Origin of the sequence: uncultured Flavobacterium sp. (assembly GCF_963974175.1) — a bacterium.
Classification (GTDB): Bacteria; Bacteroidota; Bacteroidia; order Flavobacteriales; family Flavobacteriaceae; genus Flavobacterium.
This window is the reverse complement of the sequence record NZ_CAXBBR010000004.1, coordinates 172,722-195,263: the sequence shown is the minus strand read 5'-3', so window position 1 is coordinate 195,263 and position 22,542 is coordinate 172,722. Positions and strand designations below refer to the sequence as shown.

Below are 22,542 nucleotides of genomic sequence, written 5' to 3'. Positions count from 1 at the left end.
TATTTGAGGTATTTTAATTTATTAGGGGTAATTTTATTATGAAGGTACTCCCTTTACCCTTCTCACTTTCAACATATACCTGACCGTTGTGATCTTCTACAATCCTTTTAACGTAGGCTAAACCTAAACCATGACCTTTAACATTATGTATATTTCCAGTGTGTTCTCTATAGAACTTTTCAAAAACTCTTTTTTGAGCCACTTTACTCATTCCTAAACCTTTATCCTGTACTTTAATAAGGATCATATCTTTAATATTTTCTGTATACACATCAATATCTGGTACATCAGGAGAATATTTAATCGCATTTTCAAGAACATTTACAATCACATTTGTAAAATGTACATCATTCATCAAAACTGTAGTTCTCGAAGCTTCAAAATGAGTAGTAATCTGTCCTTCTCTATCTTCTAGAATTAAGTTAACATGTTCGATCGCGTCAATAATTACTTCTTCAACATTACTCGATTCTTTCTCGATATCAAGCTCTTTTTTCTCGAGCTTAGAAATTCGTAACACGTTTTCGACTTGGGCATGCATTCGTTTATTCTCATCCCGAATCATCTGCAGGTATTTGAAAACCTTTTCCTTGTCATCAATTATTTTTGGGTTTTTAATAGCATCCAAAGCCAGATTTATAGTAGCGATAGGTGTTTTAAACTCATGTGTCATATTATTTATGAAATCTGTTTTGATTTCAGAAATTTGACGTTGGCGTATCAATTGGTTTAATGCACTTGTATAGGCCACAATAATAATTAACGTAAAAATAATCGACAATACCGTTATACTAATCAACTCAGACAACAAGAACTTCTTCTTGTGTGGAAAACTAACTAATAACTTGTATTTTTCATTTCCCTCATTATCAGTATATACTGGTATAGAATAAGTCAGTTCTTTATCATATTTAAAATCTGGTGACTTTACGTTTGTTGCAATACCATTGCTGTAAATTCCGAATTCAAATTTTGTAATTACGCCATATTCTTCTAATTCCTTTTTTATTAATTTTTTCAGTGTTTCTTTTGAAACTCTTTCTTCTAAAGGCATTGCTGCCGCAATATCTTTATAAGAGATTTCAAATTGTACTTTATCTAATACATCAAGATTACCCGATTTTTCAATGGTAACATCAGGAAGCAAATTCTGCTGCAAATCTGATTTATCAACTCCCTTGCTATTATAAACTTCGGTAACTCGTTTTGAGCTGAAATTCTTAAATTTATCATTATTGAATTTCTTATTAAATAATGATGATGAAATATCGTAATCTTCAGAAATAATACTATTAGAATACACAATAGTTTTATTTGTCTTTGTATTTCTCTGTACGTAATAAAACTCCGTTAAATCTTCTTTTTTTGGCGTTTTACCAGTACTATCTTTTATACGATTGTATTTATCATAAAAACTATATGCTTCTTGTTTTTGAAGTTTATCAGCAACATTACCGATAACCTGTTTTACATGAAATTTAAATTGTTCGTCATTGTTTTTAAATGAGCTATTAAACCAATATACCTGAACTAAAATAATTCCTATTAAGGATAAGCTCATCAACAAAACCAGTAATCTAAAAAATAGTTTATTCATCGGAGCAAAATTAACATTTTAACAGTATGAATGATAATATATTAACCAAAGATTAACATCTAACACTCGTTTTGTTTAATCTTCAAAATTTTAAGAATTTCATCTGTTTTTCTTCTAGCAATTTCGACATCGATGTTTTCAATGACAAAATCACTTTTCGAAACACGCTGTTCATCAGTCCATTGTGAATTTATTCTTCCCAAAACCTGCTCGCGTGTTGTCTTATCTCGTTCAATTACCCTTTGAATTCTCGATTCTAATGGCGCAGTGACCGTTATTATTAAATCGAAATCTTTATAATTGCCACTTTCGAATAAAATAGCTGCTTCGTAAATTACAATTGGAAACTCTTTATGGTCCAAAAGCCATAGTTTAAAATGTCGCTTAACCGCAGGATGAACAATTCCATTGAGTTGTTGCAGTTTTTCTGGATCATTAAACACTATTTCAGCTAGCTTATCTCTTTTAAGAACAATTCCGTCAAAAAGTGTCTCACCAAATGTTTTTTTAATCGCATGTATAACTTCGGCCGTTTGCATTATTTTCCTTGCTTCGTCATCTGCTATATAAACGGGAATCCCTCTAGATTGAAAATGATTTGCAATCGTAGTTTTCCCGCTACCTATACCGCCCGTTAATCCTATAATTTTGGTCATAATTATACTTTAAAAAATAATTCAGGAAAAACATTCTGCGGCTTCTTTTTTAGAATAATAACTTTTATAAATGATTCTATAAAGCCAATTCCGTAACCATAAAACTGCTTCCATACAGCTACTACCGATAAGTACCCAATTTTAATACTTTTGTTTTGATACGTTGAAACCAAAAACAGTACCAAAAAATAAATGAAATACAACTTAAGCAATAAGTCAAAATTGAAAATCAACGATACTACCGCTACTACAAATCCTATAATAAAAACGGACGGAAAAAAGAACGTAAGCTTATTGTATTTAGGATACCAACTGTTAAGTATTGGTCTGGCTTTACCAAATTTATTTACTTGAACAGAAAACTTATCCCAATCAATCCTCCTCTTATGATATACATACGCATTTAGAAAGAGTTTGGTTTCAAAACCTAAATTCCATAATCGGATTGACAAGTCCGGATCTTCACCAGGATGGATGTTTCCAAAGCCATTAGAGGCTTCAAACGCTGTTCTGGATAATCCCATATTAAAACTTCTTGGTTGGAATTTATCTATTTTTTCCGAACCTCCTCTTATTCCTCCCGTAGTCAGAAAAGAAGTCATTGCAAAATTGATTGCCTTTTGTATATCTGAAAAACTATCAAGAGCGCGATCAGGACCACCAAAGCAATCCACGTAATTTTGCTTTAAAGCTTTATCCACCTCAGTAAGATATTCCGCAGGAATAATACAATCAGAATCAAAAATGATAAAATAATCACCTTTGGCTTTTTTCATTCCATAGTTTCTAGAATCTCCAGGACCCGAATTATCTTTGTAATAATAGGAAATAGTTAATTTACTATCATACTTCCGAACTATATCTTCGCATTTTACAGAAGAACCATCCTCTATAATTACAACTTCAAAATCTTCATTATAATTTGATTTTGATAAACTTTCTAATAGTTCATCAACTTCTTCTGGTCTATTGTAAACGGGAATAATTAAAGAAAAAAACATATTCTTGAAGGGGAATTAATTATACAATTAGTGCTAATTTTTAACAAAGATATACTATCTCAATAAAAAAACCATCAACTACTAATTGATGGTTTTGTATAAAATTTAAGTAGGCCATTTCTCGTTATTCAAACATTTCCATTACTTCCTGACTCACTCCCACATTAGAGAATCCTCCATCGTGTAAAAGGTTTTGAAGCGTGACCATTTTTGTTAAATCTGAAAACATAGAAACTGTATAATTAGCACAATCTAAAGCACTTGCATTTCCTAAAGGCGCCATTTTATCAGCAAATGCGATAAAACCACCAAATCCCTTCACACCTTGACCTGCCTTCGTCGCAGTTGGTGATTGGGAAATAGTATTTACTCGCACTTTTTTATCTCTTCCGAAGAAATACCCAAAACTACGTGCAATCGATTCCAAGTACGCTTTATTGTCGGCCATATCATTGTAATCCGGAAAAACACGTTGCGCTGCCATATAAGACAAGGCAACAATACTTCCCCATTCGTTCATAGCGTCTTTTTTATACAATACCTGCATTACTTTGTGAAAAGAAACAGCAGAAACGTTCCATCCCTTTTCTGTATACTCGTAATTCTGATTCGTATAATGATTTCCTTTTCTAACATTGACAGACATTCCGATAGAGTGTAAAACAAAATCTATTTTACCGCCAAGGATTTCAATTGCCTGATCCACTAAACTCTCTAAATCAGCCACCGATGTAGCATCTGCTGCTATGACTTGCGAACCAGTTTTTTGAGCAAGTTGGATAATAGAACCCATACGTATTGAAGGTGGAGCATTCGAAAGAACAAAAACACCACCCTCTTCATGAACTCTTTCCGCTGTTTTCCAAGCTATAGAGTTTTCATCCAAAGCACCGAAAATGATTCCTCTTTTTCCTTTTAATAAATTATACATGCTGATTACTATTTAAAGTGTTTGATTTAAAATGAAAAAACACCTTAATTTCAAAAGGATAAACCAATATGAAATTAAAGTGTTTTCTAAAATTCACTGCTGTTAATTTGTATTATGCAATACTCTCAACACCAACCATTTCATCTGCTTCTGCTTTATAATCTACACCATCAAATCCAAATCCGAAAAGGTTATGAAAGTCACTTCTGTATCCTTCTAAATCTCCTAGTTCAGCTAAATTTTCAGTAGTAGCTTCTTGCCATAATTTGGCTATTTTTGCTTGAACATCAGGACGCATTTCCCAATCGTCAACACGAATTCTTCCTTTTTCATCCGTAGGTATTTCTTTTCCTGAGAACAATCTATCAGCGTACAAACGTTGAATTTGTTCAATACAACCTTCATGAATACCTTCTTCTTTCATTATTTTGTACAATAACGAAATATACAAAGGAATAACCGGTATAGCTGAACTTGCTTGTGTTACTAAGGCTTTGTTTACAGAAACATAAGCTTTTCCATCAATGTCAGCAAGGCTGTCAGTGATAGTAAATGCAGTAGCTTCTAAATCATCCTTAGCACGACCAATTGTTCCTTTTCTATAAACTGCTTCAGTTAATGATGGCCCTATGTAAGAATAAGCAACAGTTGTCGCTCCTGGAGCCAACAAGTTTTCTGCTTTTAAGGCATCGATCCACATTTTCCAGTCTTCACCTCCCATTACAGCAACTGTATTTTCAATATCATCACCACTAGATGGTTCAATTGAAATCTCTGACACTTTTCCAGAGTGAAAATCTACGGTTTTATTGGTAAAAGTACCACCTATCGGTTTCAATACAGAACGATGTAAAACACCTGTAGTAGGATGCATACGAACTGGAGACGCTAAGCTATAGATAATTAAATCTACTTGTCCTAAATCAGCTTTTATTAGGTCTAATGTTTGTTTTTTAACTTCGTTTGAAAAAGCATCTCCGTTTATACTTTTTGCATACAAACCTGCTTTATGCGCTTCTTTTTCGAAAGCTGCAGAGTTGTACCAACCTGGAGAAGCTGTTCTCCCAGCTGTGGGTGGTTTTTCAAAAAACACACCAATAGTTGCTGCATCTGATCCAAAAGCACTAGAAATTCTTGAAGCTAATCCAAAACCTGTCGAAGCACCAATTACTAATACTTTTTTAGCACCGTTGATAGCTCCTTTTGATTTTACATATTCAATTTGATTTTTTATGTTTTGTGCACATCCATCAGGGTGCGCTGTCAAACAAATAAATCCTCTCATTCTTGGTTCTATAATCATTTTTATATCGTTTAATCGTTGATTTACTATTTCAATTTATTTTTAATAATTTTTATTTTTCTTACTAAATAGAACAAATATAACCCAAAAAACTAGTTCAGCAAGGCTTTCGCATGATTTAGAGCCGAATCTGAAACAACTGCTCCAGATAACATTTGGGCAATTTCAATGATGCGTTCTTCCTCAGTCAACAGTTTCAATTCAGACTGTGTGTCCTCTCCTACCGTTGATTTTGAAACCTTGAAATGGGCATTCCCTTTAGCTGCAATTTGCGGTAAATGAGTAATGGCAAAAATTTGCATGGTCTTACTCATTTCTTTCATTATCTCACCCATTTTAATAGCAATTTCTCCAGAAACACCGGTATCAATTTCATCAAAAATTAATGTAGGAAGTTTAGAATATTGCGCTAATATCGCTTTTACGGCAAGCATTATTCTGGACATTTCACCACCAGAAGCCACTTTTTTCAGTATTCCGAAATCAGTTCCTTTATTGGCCGAAAATAAAAATTGAATTTCATCTTTACCATTAGCATAATACGTTACCGACTGTTTTACTTGAATATCAAACCGAACGTTAGGCATTCCTAAAGTGTCTAGAATAACAATCAATTTTTGAGATAAAACAGGAATTGCTTCTAGTCGCTTATCATGAATAGTTGTTGCCTGACTATCTAACAATTCTGCTTTTTCTTGAATGGTTTGCGTAAGTTTTTCTATTTCTGCTTCTAAATTCCCCAACTCAAAAACTGAATTTTCTAATTCAGTTTGAATTTCCAACAACTCATCAATACTAGAAACCTGATGTTTCTTTTGCAAATTATAAATAAGCTGTAATTTTTGCCCAATAAAATCCAACTGCACTGGATCGTTCACTAATTTATCTGAACACCTGCTCAGTTCATCTGAAATATCATCAAACTCAATTGCTACGCTTGAAATTCTTTCTAAGAGTAAATTATAATCTGTAGAGAAAGAAGCTATTTTTTGCAAAGAAACTTTAATCTCTTTTAAATTATACAACACTCCAATTTGCTCTTCATTGGCAACAGCCAAAGATTTATCAAGTGATTCTTTTATAATCTCTACATTATTTAACTTTTCAAACTCATCTTCAAGCACCTCTTGTTCTCCAGATTTTAAATTTGCTTCCACCAGTTCATTTAATAAAAAACTATGGTACTCCTGCTCTTTTAACGATTCTCCTTGCTTTTTTATAAGAGTATTTAACTTTGTTTTATCTCCTTTATAACTTTTAAGAAGAGACTGATATTGTTGAATATTTTCTGAATTGTCAGCTATAGCATCAATAATATCAAACTGAACATTCTCGTCAGACAATTCTCTTGTTTGCTGTTGCGAATGAATGTCTATCAAAAACAAACTCAACTCTTGCAATACTTGCAAATTTACTGGACTATCATTGATAAAAGCTCTAGATTTTCCAGAAGGCAAAATTTCACGTCTTACAATTGTATCCTCTTCATAATCTAATTCATTACTTTCGAAAAAAGGAGACAAATTGTATTTTGATATTTCAAAATGGGCTTCAATAATACATTTTTCTTCTTTATTCTTTAAAGAAGTCAAATCGGCTCTTTTTCCTAAAACCAAACCAAGAGCCCCCAAAATAATTGATTTACCAGCACCTGTTTCTCCAGTAATAATTGAAAATCCTTTTGAAAAATCAATACTTAATTTTTCTATTAAAGCATAGTTTTTTATCGATAGAGTGGTTATCATTTACGGTGTGTTTTATTGAAGATTTAAATTTATTATGAAAAATAACTAATAAATTTAGTAGTTGATCATTTCCCATTTACTAGAGTTCAAAGGAGAAGTTTTATTTAAACTCTCAATTAAATCCGATATGCTGATACTGGGCCCTCCTGAAAAAATGGAAAGAACTTCATCTGATTTTGCATCGAAGAATACACGTGTCAAAAACGCATTAGGTTTAGAGCTGTTTAGTTTGCCTAAATCGATTAACGATACTTTTATCTTCTCTTTTGCCGCTTTCAAATCTTTTGACATTAGATCTAAACCGGAATGATAATCCAATGCCGTTTTGCGTACTGCTGAAAATGATCCAGATAACATATCATTGATAAGGAAATATCGGTTTTGATTCCCATCAATCTGACTCCATCCTTTATAACTACTTTGTTGCGCAACGTTTGCAATATTTTGTGCTATTTCAAAATTAGGATTTCCCGATTCGAGCAAAAAAGTATCCTGATCCATGCCTAATATAATATAGCTATAAAAAGAAATTACAGAAACCAAATTAGACTCAAATACTGAAGGATTGAAAAGTAAATTCTCAAATTCAGTGTATCTGAAACTAAAATCCTTATCATTATAGTTTAGAATTGGTGACGAATAAGAAGAATTAAATATTGGTCTTGATGATTGTACTTGTAAGGTTGCGGTAAACTGATCGGAATTGTTTGATAAAATAGTAACAAACATCGAACAATTAATTTTTTCGTTTTGCTTTAATGTCTGCCCCGTCCAATCTGTTTTATTCACAAATTCATTCAGGGATGTTTCCAAGGTTTTAAAAACCTGTAGATTAGCATTCCCTAACTTATCTGAATTTACCGTTACAGTACAATTTAACTGCTGTGCTTGAAGCAGCCCAACTGATAGTAGTAAGAAAAAGGTAAATATCTTATTCATAAAAATTTGCTATTACTTTATTTAATATATCGTCGGCAACGGCTTCTTTCGATTTCAGTTCCATCGGTTCAATATTAAAATTCTTATCGATAAAGGTAACTTTATTGGTTGGTTTTCCAAAACCTGCTCCTTGATCTTGTAAAGAATTTAAAACAATCAAATCTAAGTTTTTTTTCTGGATTTTACCCTTTGCATTTTCAATTTCATTTTCTGTTTCTAAAGCAAACCCAATTAAAAACTGATTTTTCTTTATATTTCCCAATGAAGCTAATATGTCTTTTGTTTTTTCGAGTTCAATCACAAAATTATCAGCGGCTTTTTTAATTTTTTGGGTAGCCACATTTTTAGGCTTATAATCCGCTACTGCAGCGGCAGCAATCGCAACGTCTACCTCGTCAAAATATTGATGACATGCTTCATACATCTCCTGAGCAGAAACGACGTTAACCACTTGAATTAGCGAATGACTTACTGTAAAATTTGTAGGTCCTGCAACTAAAATCACTGAAGCACCTAAATTAGCCGCACTTTTAGCAATATCAAATCCCATTTTACCGGAAGAATGATTCCCTATAAAACGTACCGGGTCTATTGCCTCATATGTTGGACCAGCAGTTATAAGTATTTTTTTTCCTTTGAGAGGTAATTTACTTTCTAAATCAGCTTCCAGAAACCGAATAATATTCTCGGGTTCTGCCATTCTTCCTTCACCTGAAAGACCACTTGCTAATTCACCACTTTCAGCAGGAATTATAGTATTTCCAAATTCGTGTAATGACTTAAAACTAGCAATTGTAGATGGGTGCTTGTACATGTCTAAATCCATTGCAGGGGCAAAAAAAACAGGACACTTTGCAGATAGATAAGTAGCAATTAGAAGGTTGTCGCAAGTACCGTTTGCCATCTTTGACAAGGTATTTGCAGTCGCCGGAGCGACAACCATTATATCAGCCCACAGCCCTAACTCAACATGATTATTCCATTTTTCGTTCTCATCGTCTTGATTGAAGAAAGTGGAATGCACTGGGTTTTTAGACAGGGTGGATAATGTAAGAGGAGTTACAAAATCCTTAGAAGCAGGTGTCATTATCACTTGGACATGTGCACCTGCTTTTATGAAAAGTCGTACTAAAGACGCTGTTTTATAGGCGGCAATTCCACCAGAAATTCCTAGTAAAACTTTCTTTCCGCTTAAAACTGACATTGTACTTTTATTTATTTGAATCTCTGTGGTAAATTTTACCGTCTAACCATTCTTGAACAGCTAAAGCGTGTGGCTTTGGCAATTTTTCATAGAATTTTGAAACCTCAATTTGTTCTTTGTTTTCAAAAACTTCTTCAAGACTATCATTATATGTAGCAAACTCTTCCAATTTCTCAGTCAATTCTTTTTTAATTTCAGAATTGATTTGATTTGCTCTTTTAGCCATAATGGTTATCGCTTCATACACGTTTCCAGTAGGTTCTTCAATAACAGTTTTATTGTATGTTATTGTATTTACTGGAGCATTCGTCTTTTTTAAATCCATGACTTTATTTATTTAGTAAATTTTTGTAAATCTTGTTCAATTCGAGCTAACATTAAGTTCGCTTTTTCTTTATATTTTGTTTCTGCATCAAATTTAATCAAACTTGAATATGCTGTTTTCGCAATATTCAAACGTTCTTCCATTTTAGTTTCAACACTATTAATTCCAAGTTGGTACGCAGAATCAAACTTATAAAACAATGCATCTTCTTTATATGGTGTCCCAGGATAATCAACGATAAAATTATCTAAAGCTACAATTGCTGATTTAAAATCTGAGATTGTATTGTATCCTTTGGCATTTTCGTATACCTTTTTCTCTATTTTTTCACGTAAAACCCTTACTGTTTCATTCGCCTCACCTAAATACTCCGAATTAGGATAGGTATCGATGAAGTTCTGTAATTTATCTATCGCTTTAAAAGTGTCCGTTTGATCTAAGCTGTACACCGGTGATAACATCGAGTAGCTTTTTGGTCCTAAATAAGCAGCTTCCTGTACTTTTTCACTCTTAGGATACCCTGAAACGAAACTTTCAAACTGATAACCAGCTAAATAATACTGTTTTGTTTTATAATACGACTGTGCAAACATGTAAAACAACTTTTCAGCCTGAGGTTTTCCTCTGTAAGCTGGCGCAATTTGTTCAAAAAGGCGTATCGCTTTTGTGTATTTCCCAGCTTCATATAATTTAGTACCCATTTCAAATTTCGCGGCTACATCATCGTTTTTCAATGCTTTTTGATATTCATTACATGAAGTAAAAAGAACAACAAGAAGCAATAGAGATATAATTTTTTTCATTTTTATTTATTTTATTTGACTTATGGGCCACGCATAACCCACAAAAAATCATACCGAAGTTTCGGTGGCAAATTTAGTTATTAATTTAGCTACTACAAAATATTTCTTTGCTTAAAAATAAGCGACACTTTTCGTACTTATTTAACCGTATTTTTAACAAATTGAGCTATTCTTTGCGATAAAGATTCATCAACCTGAACTAGCGGTAAGCGCACAAAACTATCTGCTATTCCCAGTGCCTCAAACACTTGTTTGATTCCAGCAGGATTACCCTGTTCAAAAATCATATCAATACAATCAGACAGGATGTACTGTAATTTAAATGCGTCATCTACCTTACGATTCAATCCTAATCGAATCATTTCAGAAAATTCTTTCGGAAAACCTTGCCCAATTACAGAAATAACACCTGCACCGCCCGCTAAAACCATTGGTAAAGCGATCATATCATCTCCAGAAATTACTAAAAAGTCTTTCGGTTTATCTTTCAATATTTGCATCGCCTGAACGATATCACCTGCTGCTTCTTTTACAGCAACGATGTTTTCAAAATCATTAGCTAAACGCAATACAGTTTTTGGCAACATATTACTTGATGTTCTTCCCGGAACATTATAAATAATCACAGGTATTGGCGAAGCTTCAGAAATAGCTTTAAAATGTTGGTATATTCCTTCTTGAGTTGGTTTATTGTAAAATGGAGAAACTGAAAGTATAGCAATAAAATCAGAAAAATCTCTGGTCTTTAATTCTTCAACAATCCTTCTAGTATCGTTTCCTCCTACTCCTAACACTAAAGGCAATCGTCCTTTATTACAGTCAACCACTGTTTTGATAACCAACTCCTTTTCGTCTTGAGATAGTGTGGCGTTCTCTGCTGTTGTTCCCAGAATTACAAGATATTCAATCCCTCCATCTATAGAAAAGTTTACGATTCTGCACAATGCTTCCGTATCAACTGAGAAATCTGCTTTAAATGGGGTCACAAGAGCAACACCAGTTCCTATTAATGCTTGCATGTTAAATTATATTTTGTTTAATATTTTTAAGTACCTAAATAATTCATGAGTAAAAACCTTGTAATTCTCACCATTGGTATTGATCATCAAATTGTTTAATCTTTTATCAATAGCTGAAAAACCAACTTTAAAATGAGCCTTAGAATTATGAGTCACAATTAGTAAAATTGTCTTTTCAACATCATAATAACTAATTAACAAATCAAATTCCTTGTTTATAAAATCATTAACAGCGGGATTATCTATTTCTGCATTCCACTTTAAATGTTTTGAACTAAAGGTAGCTCGTACATTGTTTGTGCTTTTTTTTGATGCCTCTCGATAAACAATAACCTCTATATTTTCTTCTAAAATACCATTAGCAATTAACTCGTTTATAAAAGCTTTTGTTTCTGAAAAATGACGTTGATCTATAACTACGCCAACTGTTTTGATTATTCCAGAAACCGACTTGCCTTTAACATTTTGCAAACTGTTTTTTAATATTTTTTTTACAGAAAATTCTTTTATATAATTTAAAAACATTCTATTTTTACTGTTTTACAAAATTAATTAATTAAGTCCCATAACAAATGGTAAATCTAAAAAAGTATAACGATGTTTTCAAACTTTTTGTTATATTCTTAACATTTTTTTTATTTCTTTCTTGCAGCGACAAAGTTGTCCATCTGACCAAAATTGAAGGGAAACAAATTCCAATTACCGAAAAAGAAAATCAAGTAACTGAAATAGAAAACTTTATTAAACCGTTCAGAGAACATATCAATAAAGACTTAGATAGCGTTTTATCGTATTGCCCTATTACTTTAGACAAAAAAGCAATTAATTACCAAAGTACTATTGGTAATCTTATGGCAGATGTTACTTTAAAACGAGGAAATATAGTTTTTAAAACTCGTGAAAACAAAACAATCGATATTTGTTTGCTCAACAATGGAGGGATTAGAGCGATACTGCCATTAGGTAGTGTAACTACAAGAACGGCGTTTCAAATCATGCCATTTGAAAACACAATGGTTGTAATAGCCTTAAAAGGAGAGCAAATACTAGAAATGGTAGACTATTTTTTGACCGAAAAACAACCACATCCTCTTGCTGGATTGACCTTTACTATTGATAAAAACAAACTTCCAAAAAATATTTTAGTACAAGGTAAAACGGTTGAAAAAGACAAAGTATATTATGTTGGGACCAATGATTATCTTGCTAACGGTGGAGATAGCATGAATTTCTTCAAAAAAGGAACTGCTACTTATGATCTCAATTACAAATTGAGAAACATCTTGATTGATTATTTTAAAGAAACAGATACGATTAGATCAACTCAAGACAATCGAATTACGATTGAGTAATTTGAAAATTATTAATTCCAATAGACTTTAGCCCCGATTGAAGTGAAAATCCTTTTTATTTTATCTTTAAAAATAAAAAGATTGTAACAGAAAGCGGGAAATAGCTCCAAAATCAAACAGATGAAAAGAAGAGATTTTATAGAAAAAACTGCCGCAAGTACAGCAATGTTGGGCTTAGGTTTATCATTAAGTAGTTTCAAAACGGTCGAAGTAACAAAAATAACTATTCTTCATACTAATGATGTGCACAGTCATATTGATCCTTTTCCTGCTGATGACCCTCGCAATACGAATATGGGCGGCGTGGCCAGAAGGGCGTCACTGATTGAAAACATTAGAAAAGAGGATACCAATGTTTTACTGCTCGATGCTGGTGATATTTTTCAAGGCACACCTTATTTTAATTATTATGGAGGTGAACTAGAATTTAAACTGATGAGTATGATGCAATATGATGCCTCTACCATAGGAAATCATGATTTTGATAATGGTATCGAGGGTTTATATGCACAAATGCCTCATGCTAAATTTGAATTCTTATCTGCGAATTATGATTTCAAAAACACCATGATGGACGGCTTAGTTAAACCGTATAAAGTTTTCAATAAAAATGGAATTAAGGTTGGCGTTTTTGGAATTGGGATTGAACTTGACGGTTTAGTTGACAAAAAAATGTATCAAGAAACTGTTTATAACAATCCTGTTGAAACAGCTCAAGAAATGGTTCGGATTTTAAAAAAGGAACAAAAATGCGACTTAGTTGTTTGTCTTTCACATCTTGGTTATAATTATAAAAATGAGCCTAATAAAATTTGTGATTTGAAACTTGCTGCCCTTACAGAAGATATCGATTTGATAATAGGTGGACACACACATACTTTTCTAGATAAGCCAACAATTGTGAAAAACAGATCAGGAAATGACGTTTTAGTCAATCAAGTAGGCTGTTATGGAATCAACCTAGGCCGAATTGACTTTTATTTCGATTCGAATAAAAGAAAAGCATCTGAAGGAAAATCAATCGTTGTTTAACCGCTCATTATTTATAACAAACTTATAAAAAGAAAAACAAACTATACTATTTAGAAATAAAGCCAATGGTCTTAAACTTATTAATTTTAAATCTGATAAATAAAATTTTTCAATAAAGACGACGAAAGTCTGGGTTAATGACATAATTCCAAAAATAAGCAACCAGACGTCTTTTTTATTATTAGCTGATAAATAGTTTGATAGTACAATTCCGCTCAGTGCTGCAATTAAGACAATCTGAATAATTAAACTAATATAACTTTGTACCATTACATTATCAGGAATTGACACCAAATACAAAAAATAAAACAGGAAAGGTATCGAAGCTAAGGTGGGTGGAATATAATCATTAATACGGGTTAACTTAGCAACATAATATATCTCAATGATACGGTGAAAAAAAACAAAAATTAAAGCATAACGCACTACTCCTATTTCATTTGATATAAAAAACATTCTTCCAATTAGTAGAAATAAAAGATTAATAAAATAGAGCGGGTTTTTTAGAGAAGAAGTATAACTATACAATGCTAATAATAGTAAAAACTCTACTGGTTTTATAAAATATTGAAAATAAATGTCCATGTACATCTGGAAAGTGATCTCAATTATTCCAGTAAAGAAATAGAGTATAATTAACACTTTTTCAATATCCTTATCGAAACCTCGGACCTTTATTTTTCCTATATTAATTTTCATTTATCAGAATCATAAAGTCATCTTCAGATAGAATTGGAATATTAAGTTTGTTGGCTTTTTCCAATTTGGCAGGTCCCATATTATCACCAGCTACTACATAATTTGTTTTGGCAGAAATAGAACTACCTACTTTCCCTCCATTTTCTTCAATTGCTTTTTTCAATTCGTCTCTAGAGAACTGTTGGAAAACACCGGATACCACAAATACTTTCCCACCAAGCTTGTCAGTTGCATTAGGGTTTATGTTTTCAATAATTTCAAATTGGATTCCGAAATTCTTCAATCTGTCAATGATGATTCTATTTTCTTCATTTTCAAAAAATTCCAGGACACTTTTAGCTATTTTCTCACCAATTTCATCAACTAAAACCAAATCCATTAACGTTGCCTGACTCAACGCATCAATATTTTTATAATGCTTCGCTAATTTCTTAGCTACTGTCTCGCCGACATATCGGATTCCTAGCGCATATAAAACACGTTCAAATGGGATGCTTTTTGAATTCTCCACTCCCTTAACCAGATTATCGGCTGACTTTTGTGCCATACGTTCCAATGGAAGAATTTCTTCTACGGTCAATTGATACAAATCAGCATAATTATGCACCAAACCATTATTAAATAACAATGCTACAGTTTCACCTCCGAGTCCTTCAATATCCATTGCCTTTCTCGAAATAAAATGTTGGATGCGTCCAATAATTTGCGGTGGACAACCATAAAAATTAGGGCAGTAGTGATTTACTTCTCCTTCATTTTTAATTAACTCCGTGTGGCATTCTGGACAATGTGTAATGTATTTTGTTGGTTCTGAATTTTCAGAACGCTTGCTTAAATCGACCGCTATAATTTTAGGGATAATCTCTCCTCCTTTTTCAACAAATACAATATCTCCCAATCGAATATCTAGTTTTTCGATTTGGTCAGCATTGTAAAGGGAAGCACGTTTAACAATTGTACCAGCTAACTGTACCGGTTCCAAATTTGCAACAGGTGTAATCGCACCCGTTCTTCCTACCTGATAAGAAATGGAATTTAATCTGGTTGAAACCTGTTCAGATTTGAACTTGTAAGCCATTGCCCAACGTGGAGATTTAGCAGTATAGCCTAGTTCATCCTGATATTGAAAGCGATTTACTTTTACCACTACCCCGTCTGTCTCATAAGGCAACTCGTGTCTATGTATATCCCAAAAATCAATGTACTTAAAAACTTCTTCTAAACTAAGAGCGAGCTTCGCTTCTTTGGGAACTTTAAACCCCCATTTTCTAGCTGCTTCTAAGCCATCATACTGTGTCGCAAAAGGAAGGTTGTTTCCAATTAAAAAATACAAAAGGCAATCTAATGGTCTTTTGGCAACTTCAGCACTGTCTTGTAGCTTTAAACTTCCAGAGGCAGTATTTCTTGGGTTAGAATAAGGAGTTTCTCCAATTTCTATTAAATCCTGATTCATTTTTTCGAATCCGGCAAAAGGCAATATAATCTCTCCTCGTACATCAAATTTATCGGGAAAATCACCTTTTAGCTGTAGCGGAATTGATTTTATAGTTTTGATATTATTAGTAACGTCATCCCCTTGAAACCCATCTCCTCTAGTAACGGCTCTTGTAAGCTTTCCGTTCTCATAAGTGATGCTAATTGATGCTCCGTCATATTTTAATTCGCAGGTATATTCTAGTGGAACTTCGCCTAACACTTTTTGCACGCGCTTTTCCCACTCGATTAAATCCTCCTTAGAATAAGAATTATCCAAAGAGTACATTCTGTATTCATGAGGGACCGTTTTAAAATTTTTGGTGATCGCTCCTCCTACTCGTTGACTAGGTGAATTTTCATCAAAATATTCAGGATGTTTATTCTCTAAATCTTGAAGCTGTTTTAGTTTTATATCAAAATCATAGTCAGAAATGGTTGGCGTGTCCAACACATAATAATTATAATTGTATTGGTCTAATTCGTCCCTTAATTTTTGAATCGTATTTTGAACATCCATAGAAAAAATATTGGCTATTTTAGTATTTGAAAATCGTGTACTAAAATAGCCAATTTAAAGGAAATATCAAGAATAATTATGATTCTATAATTGAATTTATTTGCTTATATAACTGCCCATCACTTAAAAAAGCACCCTGCTGTATCAATGCAAAAATAGAAGTATTACGCTCTTCAGTAAACTCCTTTTTACCTACTTTCATTTCGATTGTCTCGGTAAACATATTATCACTAAGCCATTGCAATCCTTCTTTAGTTAAAAAATCTACTTCAGGAACTAATGATTTTAAAACAATAGACCGTACATGCGTGTCGAAACTCTGAAAAAGAAAAATATGGTTTTTTGAAAAATGCTCTAAATATTCAGCTCGTGTCAAAACTCCTTCCCAAACTAAGTCAGAAAAAACGTCTAGTTCCTGTTCAGCAACCTCCGGTTTATCCGCTTTGATTGTATCCCATTCCGCTTTGTCAATTGTTTGAGTTGCTAAAAAAGTGCTGAATTCTTGATTTAATTCTTCAAATTGTTCTTTAGTTAATCTTGTATATTTCATGAAATTTATTTTTGCTATAAAGGCGCAAAGCATTTACTATTTTAATTCGGTGGCAAATTTAAAATTTAAAAACAGAAAAGCCTTCTTTTTCAAGAAGGCTTTTCTAAATTTATTTATTAAATGAGCTTAGAATATATATCTAAGTCCAAACTGTGCTTGCCATCTTGACAATAAACTAGCATCGTAATTGAACGTTTTAGTTTGAGTACCACTAAAAGTATAGGTCGGTATTTTTGTTGTTTGATCAACAGAAACTCCAATAGGCTGTACACTTGTAGGGTTCTGAACTAATCCCCAATCAGAATTAAGAAGATTTCCTATGTTTAATACATCAACACTAAATTGAATTGTATTCGTCTTATCTCCTGAAACTTTAAAGTTATAATCTTGTATAAATTTAACATCCCATTTTCCTCTCCATGGAGCTAAAGCACCATAACGTTCTACATACTGACCTCTTCTTCCGCTCATGTAATCATCTTGACTAATGAATTTATCAAATGCCGCCCCTTGTCCAGCACCAGAAAAAATCATAGTACTAATCTCAGCAGTGGTAGGTATGTAAATTAAATCATTTCCACTTGCACCATCATTATTAATATCTCCACCATAAGTATAGTTGAAACGACCTCCTTGTGCATACTCGAAGAAAGTAGAAATAGTAGTAGACCATTTGTCATTACCATATCTCCATTTTTTTGAAGCTACACCAATGAAACGATTTTTATCACCATATTTAGAATTAGATAAAGTAGCATCATTTACATTTCCTAAAGCAGGATTAAAAGCAAAAGCATCACCAGCAATTTCAGCTTCAATAGAATTTACATCTAATGATTTTAAATAGTTATACCCTAAACTAGCAAACAAACCATTATCAAAATTCTTTTGTATTTTAATCGAAGTATTAAATGCGCTTCCTTTATTTGTGTTAGTCAATACATAACCATTTGTAGGAACAGGAAAACCATAATCAGTCCAAGTACCTTGGTCATTAGCACCATAAATTGCTCTATTATCAGCACCAACTAATTGGCTTGTTGGTTTTTTTAAACCCCAATTTTGAACTTGAACTCCATTTATATCTTTATTGTATGACGCATCAACGGTCACGATATAATTATTCTCGAATTTATGATCGTATCCTAAACTCGTTCTCCAAACCTGTGGAAATTTAAAGTCCGGATTAACTACTTGGTAGAAAAAAGGATCTGAACCACCTACTTGATTTCCAATCCAAACAAAAGGAAGTCTTCCTGTGAAAATACCAGTTCCTCCACGAAGTTGTTTAGTTTTGTCTCCTGTAATATCCCAGTTAAAACCGGCTCTAGGTGACCAAAGTATGTCGTTGTTTGGCATTTTTGTAGAATCAAAACGAACCACACTACCATCTTTAGGATTGTAATAATCAATATTTGGCAAATATCCTTCTGAATTTTCAGTATCGATAAACTTTTGTGCTAAGTCTGAAGTATTAAAATACAATGGTTTATCAGCTCTTAATCCATAGATTAATTTAAAGTTATCATTTATATTCCATTCATCCTGAACATATAATGCTACCTGACCAACATTTAATTCTGCCAGGTTCCAACCTCCGTTTACACCGTCAGCTAAAGCATTTTTAGTATTGAATGTATTTTGTGCATCTGCAATTGCTTGAGCATAATAACCACTAGCAATATTAGTATCAAATCCAGCTAAGTCAGTAGTACCAAACACGTCAAAACCATAACCTTTAAGATTGAATGAGTTTTTAAACATGAATTTTTCGAATGAAAAACCTGCTGTATATGTGTGATTACCTTTTACAATATTCAAATTATCAGTAATTTGAATTACTTTTTGATCTAGTTTATTATTAATAGAGAACGGCTCATGTCCTGCAATAATATAAGGAGAACCATCTTTTGTAATACTTATTACCGGAGCTGGTGAAGAAAATGGTTTTCTATAATCATCAAAATGAGTATAACCAGCTTGTAATTTATTAGTTACTACTTCACTAAATTTTGAGTTCAATTCTACTAAGAACGAACTAATTTTATTGTTGATTTGGTATCCTGAATTTGCAAATTGTAAAGTAGTGGCATCCGGTCCTCTACGAAGGATTGCTGTAGGGTGCGCAAGCTTATCTTTAGAGGCATCAAGAAAATTATAAATAACAGCCAATTTATGATTGTCATTTATGTTCCAGTCGAATTTAACAATTCCTTTATTAGAATCAGAATTATGTGTAAACCCTTGGTAAGCACCTGTATTGTAACCTAACTTACCTAATTCAGTCGAAACATGCATTAAGTCAGTAGCTAAAACTCTAGATTCATTTACGTCTGTTGTTCCATTCCCGTCGTTTGCAACAAAATTTGAACCTGAGTCACTTCTTTTATCAATTTCATAATTAGCAAAAAAGAATAATTTGTTTTTCACAATTGGACCTCCAATACTAACACCTGCTTGAGTTTGCTCTAATGCTGGTACAAATATTTTCTCTCCTCTAACCTTACTACCCGTTAGATCTTGATTTCTGAAAAAAGCATAAGCTGTACCATGAAATTCATTAGTACCTGATTTTGTAACTGCGTTTACAGAAGCTCCTGTAAATCCAGATAGTGTTACGTCATATGGTGCAGTCGCAACTTGAATTTGCTCAATTGCATCAAGAGAAATTGGTTGAGAACCGGTTTGTCCTCCTGGAGTAGCAGCATCTAATCCGAAAGGATTATTAAAAACGGCACCATTCAAAGAGTAATTGTTATATTGATCATTTCTACCTCCAAAAGATCCTCCACTTGCAGAAGGCTCTAAACGTGTAAAGTCTTCAGCTGATCTTGAAATAGATGGTAAAGAAGTTAATTCTTTTCTACCAATGGTAGTTTCTGCACCGGTTCTACCACCTGCAAAAACCTTGTTTTTAGTACCTGTAATTTTAACTTCGTTTAATTGTTGACTTTCGTCTTTCAACATAACGTCTAAACTAAAAGGTTTACCTAATTCAAGGAATACATCGTTGATTTCCTGAGTTTGAAATCCAATAAAAGTAACCACAACTTTGTATGGTCCTCCAACCCTCATATTTAACATACTAAACCTACCTTCTGCATTTGACAATGCAGAATACTTAGTTCCTGTTGGGGTATGAATTGCTAAAATGGAGGCACCTGGAAGTAGCTCCGTGTCTGAACTTTTTACGGTTCCTTTTATACTGGAAGTTGTACTTTGAGCTATCATTGCATGTAGTCCAAAAACAAAGAACAATAAAGTAATAATTTTTTTCATCTTGTTAAGTATGTGTTTATATTCGGCAAAAATAGACAAAAAAAAATCACTCCGAGGAGTGATTTTTACTTTTCTTTAACAAAACGTTAACAAAATAGAATTATTCTGCTATAATTTCATAAGGTAATTCAATAATTACATCTCTATGTAAACGAACGCTTGCCGTATATTTACCAGTACGTTTAACGATACCGCTAGTGATGAATTTTCTATCAATTACTTGACCACCTTTTGCTAAAACATCAGCGATGTCAATATTCGTGATTGAACCGAATAATTTTTCTCCACCTGCTTTTGCAGTAATTTTAATTTCGATAGCTTTTAAAGCTTCAGCAATTGCTTGCGCATCGCTTACAACTTTAGCCTCTTTATGTGCTCTTTGTTTTAGGTTTTCAGCTAATACCTTCTTTGCAGAAGAAGTTGCTAAATGTGCAAATCCTTGTGGAATTAAAAAGTTACGACCGTAACCATTTTTCACAGTTACTACATCATCTTTAAATCCTACATTTTGAACATCTTGTTTTAAAATAAGTTCCATGTTGTTGTCCTTTATTATAGAAGTTAGGTTTCATGTTTCAGAAAACCAACAACTGAGTTTAAATATTATTTTAGTAAATCAGCCACATATGGCATTAAAGCTAAATGACGTGCACGCTTTACAGCTACAGACACTTTTCTTTGGTATTTCAATGAAGTTCCAGTTAAACGACGTGGAAGAATTTTCCCTTGTTCATTTACGAATTTCAATAAGAAATCAGCATCTTTATAATCGATATACTTGATACCAGATTTTTTGAAACGACAGTATTTCTTTTGTTTGTTAGTTTCTATGTTTAAAGGCGTAAGATATCTGATATCCCCGTCTTTTTTTCCTGAAGCAGATTGTTGTAATGTTGCCATGATTAAGCTTTTGTAGATTTTAATTTTGTTCTTCTTCTTTCAGCCCAAGAAATAGCGTGTTTGTCTAAACTTACAGTTAAGAAACGCATAACTCTTTCGTCACGTCTAAATTCTGTTTCAAAAGCAATTAGAACTTCTCCTGATACTTTGAATTCGAATAAGTGATAAAAACCACTTTTTTTGTTTTGAATTTCGTAAGCCATTTTTTTAAGGCCCCAGTCTTCTTTCGATACCATTTCGGCTCCTCTAGTAGTAAGAAAATCTTCAAATTTGCTTACTGTTTCCTTTACCTGAACATCAGATAAAACGGGATTTAAAATGAAAACAGTTTCATAATGATTCATAAATATTTATTTATTTGTTAATTTGGGTGCAAAAATAGCTTTTATTTTTCAATATTCAACATTAATTTCAATTTAATCGATGAACAACAAAAAAAATGATGCTTGAACTAAATTACATTAAAAAAAAGAATATATTTACTACTCCAAATCATAAACACTAAATATTATGAAATTAAACTGTGTTGTTGTAGATGATAGCTCGATTCAACGAATGATCATTTCCAAATTAGTAAATAATCATCCAAGCCTACATTTGATAGGTGACTTTTCAAATGCTATTGAAGCAAGAAGTTGCATGTCTATTCACAATGTGGACTTAATATTTCTTGATATTGAAATGCCAGTAATCAGTGGCTTCGATTTTTTGGATGGATTAAAAACTAAACCTCAAATTATTTTTATTACTTCCAAAGCAGAGTATGCGATGAAAGCATTTGATTATGACGCGACGGATTACCTTCAAAAACCGATTGCATTAGACCGATTTAATGCATCTGTTATTAGGGCAATGGATTTACATTTACTTAGAAATGATAATAAGGAAGAAGAAGGAGAGCATATCTTCATAAAAAGCAACTTGAAAAAATTGAAGATTTTTACTTCAAAAATAAAATGGATTGAAGCTTTTGGTGATTATGTAAGAGTAGTTACTGAGGACGATAGCAACTTGGTTCTTTCTACCATGAAGTCTTTTGAAAATGATTTATCGAAAAAGAAATTCGTAAGAGTACATAAATCGTACATCATTAATATTGACAAAGTAGAACGTTTCAATAGTAAATTTGCAGAAATCGGTATTACTAAAATACCTTTAAGCAGAAACAAAAAAGAAGATTTAGTAAAAGCACTTTCATTTGTATAAAAAACTAC

The 22,542-nt window shown here is 32.7% G+C and carries 22 protein-coding genes; 3 read left to right on the top strand and 19 right to left on the bottom strand.

The window, feature by feature from the left end:
- Nucleotides 1–13: 13 nt before the first annotated feature.
- The 12 genes from AAC069_RS08240 to AAC069_RS08185 all read right to left on the bottom strand — a co-directional run bounded on the left by AAC069_RS08240 (nt 14) and on the right by AAC069_RS08185 (nt 12,048).
- A complete protein-coding gene (locus AAC069_RS08240) occupies nt 14–1,597 on the bottom strand; it encodes a HAMP domain-containing sensor histidine kinase (RefSeq protein ID WP_339919996.1) in 1,584 nt (527 codons plus the stop codon).
- 59 nt (nt 1,598–1,656) lie between these two features.
- Complete coding sequence (coaE, locus tag AAC069_RS08235; RefSeq protein ID WP_339919995.1) at nt 1,657–2,253, bottom strand: dephospho-CoA kinase; 597 nt, start codon at nt 2,251–2,253, stop codon at nt 1,657–1,659.
- 2 nt (nt 2,254–2,255) lie between these two features.
- Complete coding sequence (locus tag AAC069_RS08230; RefSeq protein WP_339919994.1) at nt 2,256–3,254, bottom strand: glycosyltransferase; 999 nt, start codon at nt 3,252–3,254, stop codon at nt 2,256–2,258.
- Nucleotides 3,255–3,378: 124 nt separating this feature from the next.
- Nucleotides 3,379–4,185 carry an SDR family oxidoreductase gene (locus AAC069_RS08225; protein ID WP_339919993.1) on the bottom strand — a complete coding sequence of 269 codons (807 nt, stop codon included), beginning with the start codon at nt 4,183–4,185 and terminating at the stop codon, nt 3,379–3,381.
- Nucleotides 4,186–4,297: 112 nt separating this feature from the next.
- Nucleotides 4,298–5,488 carry an enoyl-ACP reductase FabV gene (fabV, locus tag AAC069_RS08220; RefSeq protein ID WP_339919992.1) on the bottom strand — a complete coding sequence of 397 codons (1,191 nt, stop codon included), beginning with the start codon at nt 5,486–5,488 and terminating at the stop codon, nt 4,298–4,300.
- A 92-nt stretch (nt 5,489–5,580) separates the two neighbouring features.
- The gene (gene recN, locus AAC069_RS08215) at nt 5,581–7,233 is read right to left on the bottom strand and encodes a DNA repair protein RecN (protein ID WP_339919991.1); all 1,653 of its coding nucleotides are present in this window, start codon (nt 7,231–7,233) and stop codon (nt 5,581–5,583) included.
- 54 nt (nt 7,234–7,287) lie between these two features.
- Nucleotides 7,288–8,172: a DUF4835 family protein gene (locus tag AAC069_RS08210; protein ID WP_339919990.1), complete on the bottom strand. Its 885-nt coding sequence runs from the start codon at nt 8,170–8,172 to the stop codon at nt 7,288–7,290.
- Nucleotides 8,165–9,376 carry a bifunctional phosphopantothenoylcysteine decarboxylase/phosphopantothenate--cysteine ligase CoaBC gene (coaBC, locus tag AAC069_RS08205; RefSeq protein WP_339919989.1) on the bottom strand — a complete coding sequence of 404 codons (1,212 nt, stop codon included), beginning with the start codon at nt 9,374–9,376 and terminating at the stop codon, nt 8,165–8,167. The genes AAC069_RS08210 and coaBC overlap by 8 nt, the downstream gene beginning before the upstream one ends.
- Before the next feature lie 7 nt (nt 9,377–9,383).
- A complete protein-coding gene (locus AAC069_RS08200; protein WP_026709525.1) occupies nt 9,384–9,701 on the bottom strand; it encodes a DNA-directed RNA polymerase subunit omega in 318 nt (105 codons plus the stop codon).
- Nucleotides 9,702–9,709: 8 nt separating this feature from the next.
- Nucleotides 9,710–10,504 (bottom strand): outer membrane protein assembly factor BamD, encoded by a 795-nt coding sequence (bamD, locus tag AAC069_RS08195; RefSeq protein ID WP_339919988.1) that lies wholly within the window; start codon nt 10,502–10,504, stop codon nt 9,710–9,712.
- 137 nt (nt 10,505–10,641) lie between these two features.
- On the bottom strand, nt 10,642–11,523 hold the full coding sequence (gene dapA / locus AAC069_RS08190) for a 4-hydroxy-tetrahydrodipicolinate synthase (RefSeq protein WP_091089829.1): 882 nt from the start codon (nt 11,521–11,523) through the stop codon (nt 10,642–10,644).
- 6 nt (nt 11,524–11,529) lie between these two features.
- Complete coding sequence (locus tag AAC069_RS08185; protein ID WP_339919987.1) at nt 11,530–12,048, bottom strand: hypothetical protein; 519 nt, start codon at nt 12,046–12,048, stop codon at nt 11,530–11,532.
- A 47-nt stretch (nt 12,049–12,095) separates the two neighbouring features.
- Between AAC069_RS08185 and AAC069_RS08180 the strand changes: the two genes are divergently transcribed.
- Entirely contained in the window at nt 12,096–12,875 is a 780-nt protein-coding gene (locus AAC069_RS08180; protein WP_339919986.1) for a 5'-nucleotidase, read from the top strand.
- A gap of 120 nt (nt 12,876–12,995) precedes the next feature.
- The gene (locus AAC069_RS08175) at nt 12,996–13,907 is read left to right on the top strand and encodes a metallophosphatase (RefSeq protein WP_339919985.1); all 912 of its coding nucleotides are present in this window, start codon (nt 12,996–12,998) and stop codon (nt 13,905–13,907) included.
- Here the strand turns inward: AAC069_RS08175 and AAC069_RS08170 are convergent.
- The 7 genes from AAC069_RS08170 to rpsF all read right to left on the bottom strand — a co-directional run bounded on the left by AAC069_RS08170 (nt 13,893) and on the right by rpsF (nt 21,672).
- Nucleotides 13,893–14,606 (bottom strand): hypothetical protein, encoded by a 714-nt coding sequence (locus AAC069_RS08170; protein WP_339919984.1) that lies wholly within the window; start codon nt 14,604–14,606, stop codon nt 13,893–13,895. The genes AAC069_RS08175 and AAC069_RS08170 overlap by 15 nt on opposite strands.
- On the bottom strand, nt 14,596–16,599 hold the full coding sequence (ligA, locus tag AAC069_RS08165) for an NAD-dependent DNA ligase LigA (RefSeq protein WP_339919983.1): 2,004 nt from the start codon (nt 16,597–16,599) through the stop codon (nt 14,596–14,598). The genes AAC069_RS08170 and ligA overlap by 11 nt, the downstream gene beginning before the upstream one ends.
- Nucleotides 16,600–16,675: 76 nt before the next feature.
- Nucleotides 16,676–17,149, bottom strand: a complete 474-nt coding sequence (locus AAC069_RS08160) for a DUF6495 family protein (RefSeq protein ID WP_339919982.1) — start codon at nt 17,147–17,149, stop codon at nt 16,676–16,678.
- Nucleotides 17,150–17,275: 126 nt separating this feature from the next.
- On the bottom strand, nt 17,276–20,428 hold the full coding sequence (locus AAC069_RS08155; protein ID WP_339919981.1) for a carboxypeptidase regulatory-like domain-containing protein: 3,153 nt from the start codon (nt 20,426–20,428) through the stop codon (nt 17,276–17,278).
- Nucleotides 20,429–20,528: 100 nt separating this feature from the next.
- The gene (gene rplI, locus AAC069_RS08150; protein WP_339919980.1) at nt 20,529–20,966 is read right to left on the bottom strand and encodes a 50S ribosomal protein L9; all 438 of its coding nucleotides are present in this window, start codon (nt 20,964–20,966) and stop codon (nt 20,529–20,531) included.
- A 65-nt stretch (nt 20,967–21,031) separates the two neighbouring features.
- On the bottom strand, nt 21,032–21,328 hold the full coding sequence (rpsR, locus tag AAC069_RS08145) for a 30S ribosomal protein S18 (protein WP_066077030.1): 297 nt from the start codon (nt 21,326–21,328) through the stop codon (nt 21,032–21,034).
- A gap of 2 nt (nt 21,329–21,330) precedes the next feature.
- Nucleotides 21,331–21,672, bottom strand: coding sequence for a 30S ribosomal protein S6 (gene rpsF, locus AAC069_RS08140; RefSeq protein WP_091089796.1), 342 nt, complete (start codon nt 21,670–21,672; stop codon nt 21,331–21,333).
- A gap of 166 nt (nt 21,673–21,838) precedes the next feature.
- On the opposite strand from rpsF, the gene AAC069_RS08135 reads away from it, so the two are divergent.
- Complete coding sequence (locus AAC069_RS08135; RefSeq protein ID WP_339919979.1) at nt 21,839–22,534, top strand: LytTR family DNA-binding domain-containing protein; 696 nt, start codon at nt 21,839–21,841, stop codon at nt 22,532–22,534.
- Nucleotides 22,535–22,542: the final 8 nt, after the last annotated feature.

Excerpts from the sequence above, each read along its gene's own strand:
- AAC069_RS08160 (WP_339919982.1), bottom strand. The coding sequence starts at position 17,149 with ATGAAATATACAAGATTAACTAAAGAACAATTTGAAGAATTAAATCAA.
- rpsF (WP_091089796.1), bottom strand. The coding sequence starts at position 21,672 with ATGAATCATTATGAAACTGTTTTCATTTTAAATCCCGTTTTATCTGAT.
- AAC069_RS08230 (WP_339919994.1), bottom strand. The coding sequence starts at position 3,254 with ATGTTTTTTTCTTTAATTATTCCCGTTTACAATAGACCAGAAGAAGTT.
- AAC069_RS08180 (WP_339919986.1), top strand. The coding sequence starts at position 12,096 with ATGGTAAATCTAAAAAAGTATAACGATGTTTTCAAACTTTTTGTTATA.
- coaE (WP_339919995.1), bottom strand. The coding sequence starts at position 2,253 with ATGACCAAAATTATAGGATTAACGGGCGGTATAGGTAGCGGGAAAACT.
- dapA (WP_091089829.1), bottom strand. The coding sequence starts at position 11,523 with ATGCAAGCATTAATAGGAACTGGTGTTGCTCTTGTGACCCCATTTAAA.
- coaBC (WP_339919989.1), bottom strand. The coding sequence starts at position 9,376 with ATGTCAGTTTTAAGCGGAAAGAAAGTTTTACTAGGAATTTCTGGTGGA.
- fabV (WP_339919992.1), bottom strand. The coding sequence starts at position 5,488 with ATGATTATAGAACCAAGAATGAGAGGATTTATTTGTTTGACAGCGCAC.
- rpsR (WP_066077030.1), bottom strand. The coding sequence starts at position 21,328 with ATGGCAACATTACAACAATCTGCTTCAGGAAAAAAAGACGGGGATATC.
- AAC069_RS08240 (WP_339919996.1), bottom strand. The coding sequence starts at position 1,597 with ATGAATAAACTATTTTTTAGATTACTGGTTTTGTTGATGAGCTTATCC.
- AAC069_RS08225 (WP_339919993.1), bottom strand. The coding sequence starts at position 4,185 with ATGTATAATTTATTAAAAGGAAAAAGAGGAATCATTTTCGGTGCTTTG.
- recN (WP_339919991.1), bottom strand. The coding sequence starts at position 7,233 with ATGATAACCACTCTATCGATAAAAAACTATGCTTTAATAGAAAAATTA.
- AAC069_RS08200 (WP_026709525.1), bottom strand. The coding sequence starts at position 9,701 with ATGGATTTAAAAAAGACGAATGCTCCAGTAAATACAATAACATACAAT.
- AAC069_RS08185 (WP_339919987.1), bottom strand. The coding sequence starts at position 12,048 with ATGTTTTTAAATTATATAAAAGAATTTTCTGTAAAAAAAATATTAAAA.
- ligA (WP_339919983.1), bottom strand. The coding sequence starts at position 16,599 with ATGGATGTTCAAAATACGATTCAAAAATTAAGGGACGAATTAGACCAA.
- AAC069_RS08170 (WP_339919984.1), bottom strand. The coding sequence starts at position 14,606 with ATGAAAATTAATATAGGAAAAATAAAGGTCCGAGGTTTCGATAAGGAT.
- rplI (WP_339919980.1), bottom strand. The coding sequence starts at position 20,966 with ATGGAACTTATTTTAAAACAAGATGTTCAAAATGTAGGATTTAAAGAT.
- AAC069_RS08155 (WP_339919981.1), bottom strand. The coding sequence starts at position 20,428 with ATGAAAAAAATTATTACTTTATTGTTCTTTGTTTTTGGACTACATGCA.
- AAC069_RS08210 (WP_339919990.1), bottom strand. The coding sequence starts at position 8,172 with ATGAATAAGATATTTACCTTTTTCTTACTACTATCAGTTGGGCTGCTT.
- AAC069_RS08175 (WP_339919985.1), top strand. The coding sequence starts at position 12,996 with ATGAAAAGAAGAGATTTTATAGAAAAAACTGCCGCAAGTACAGCAATG.
- bamD (WP_339919988.1), bottom strand. The coding sequence starts at position 10,504 with ATGAAAAAAATTATATCTCTATTGCTTCTTGTTGTTCTTTTTACTTCA.
- AAC069_RS08135 (WP_339919979.1), top strand. The coding sequence starts at position 21,839 with ATGAAATTAAACTGTGTTGTTGTAGATGATAGCTCGATTCAACGAATG.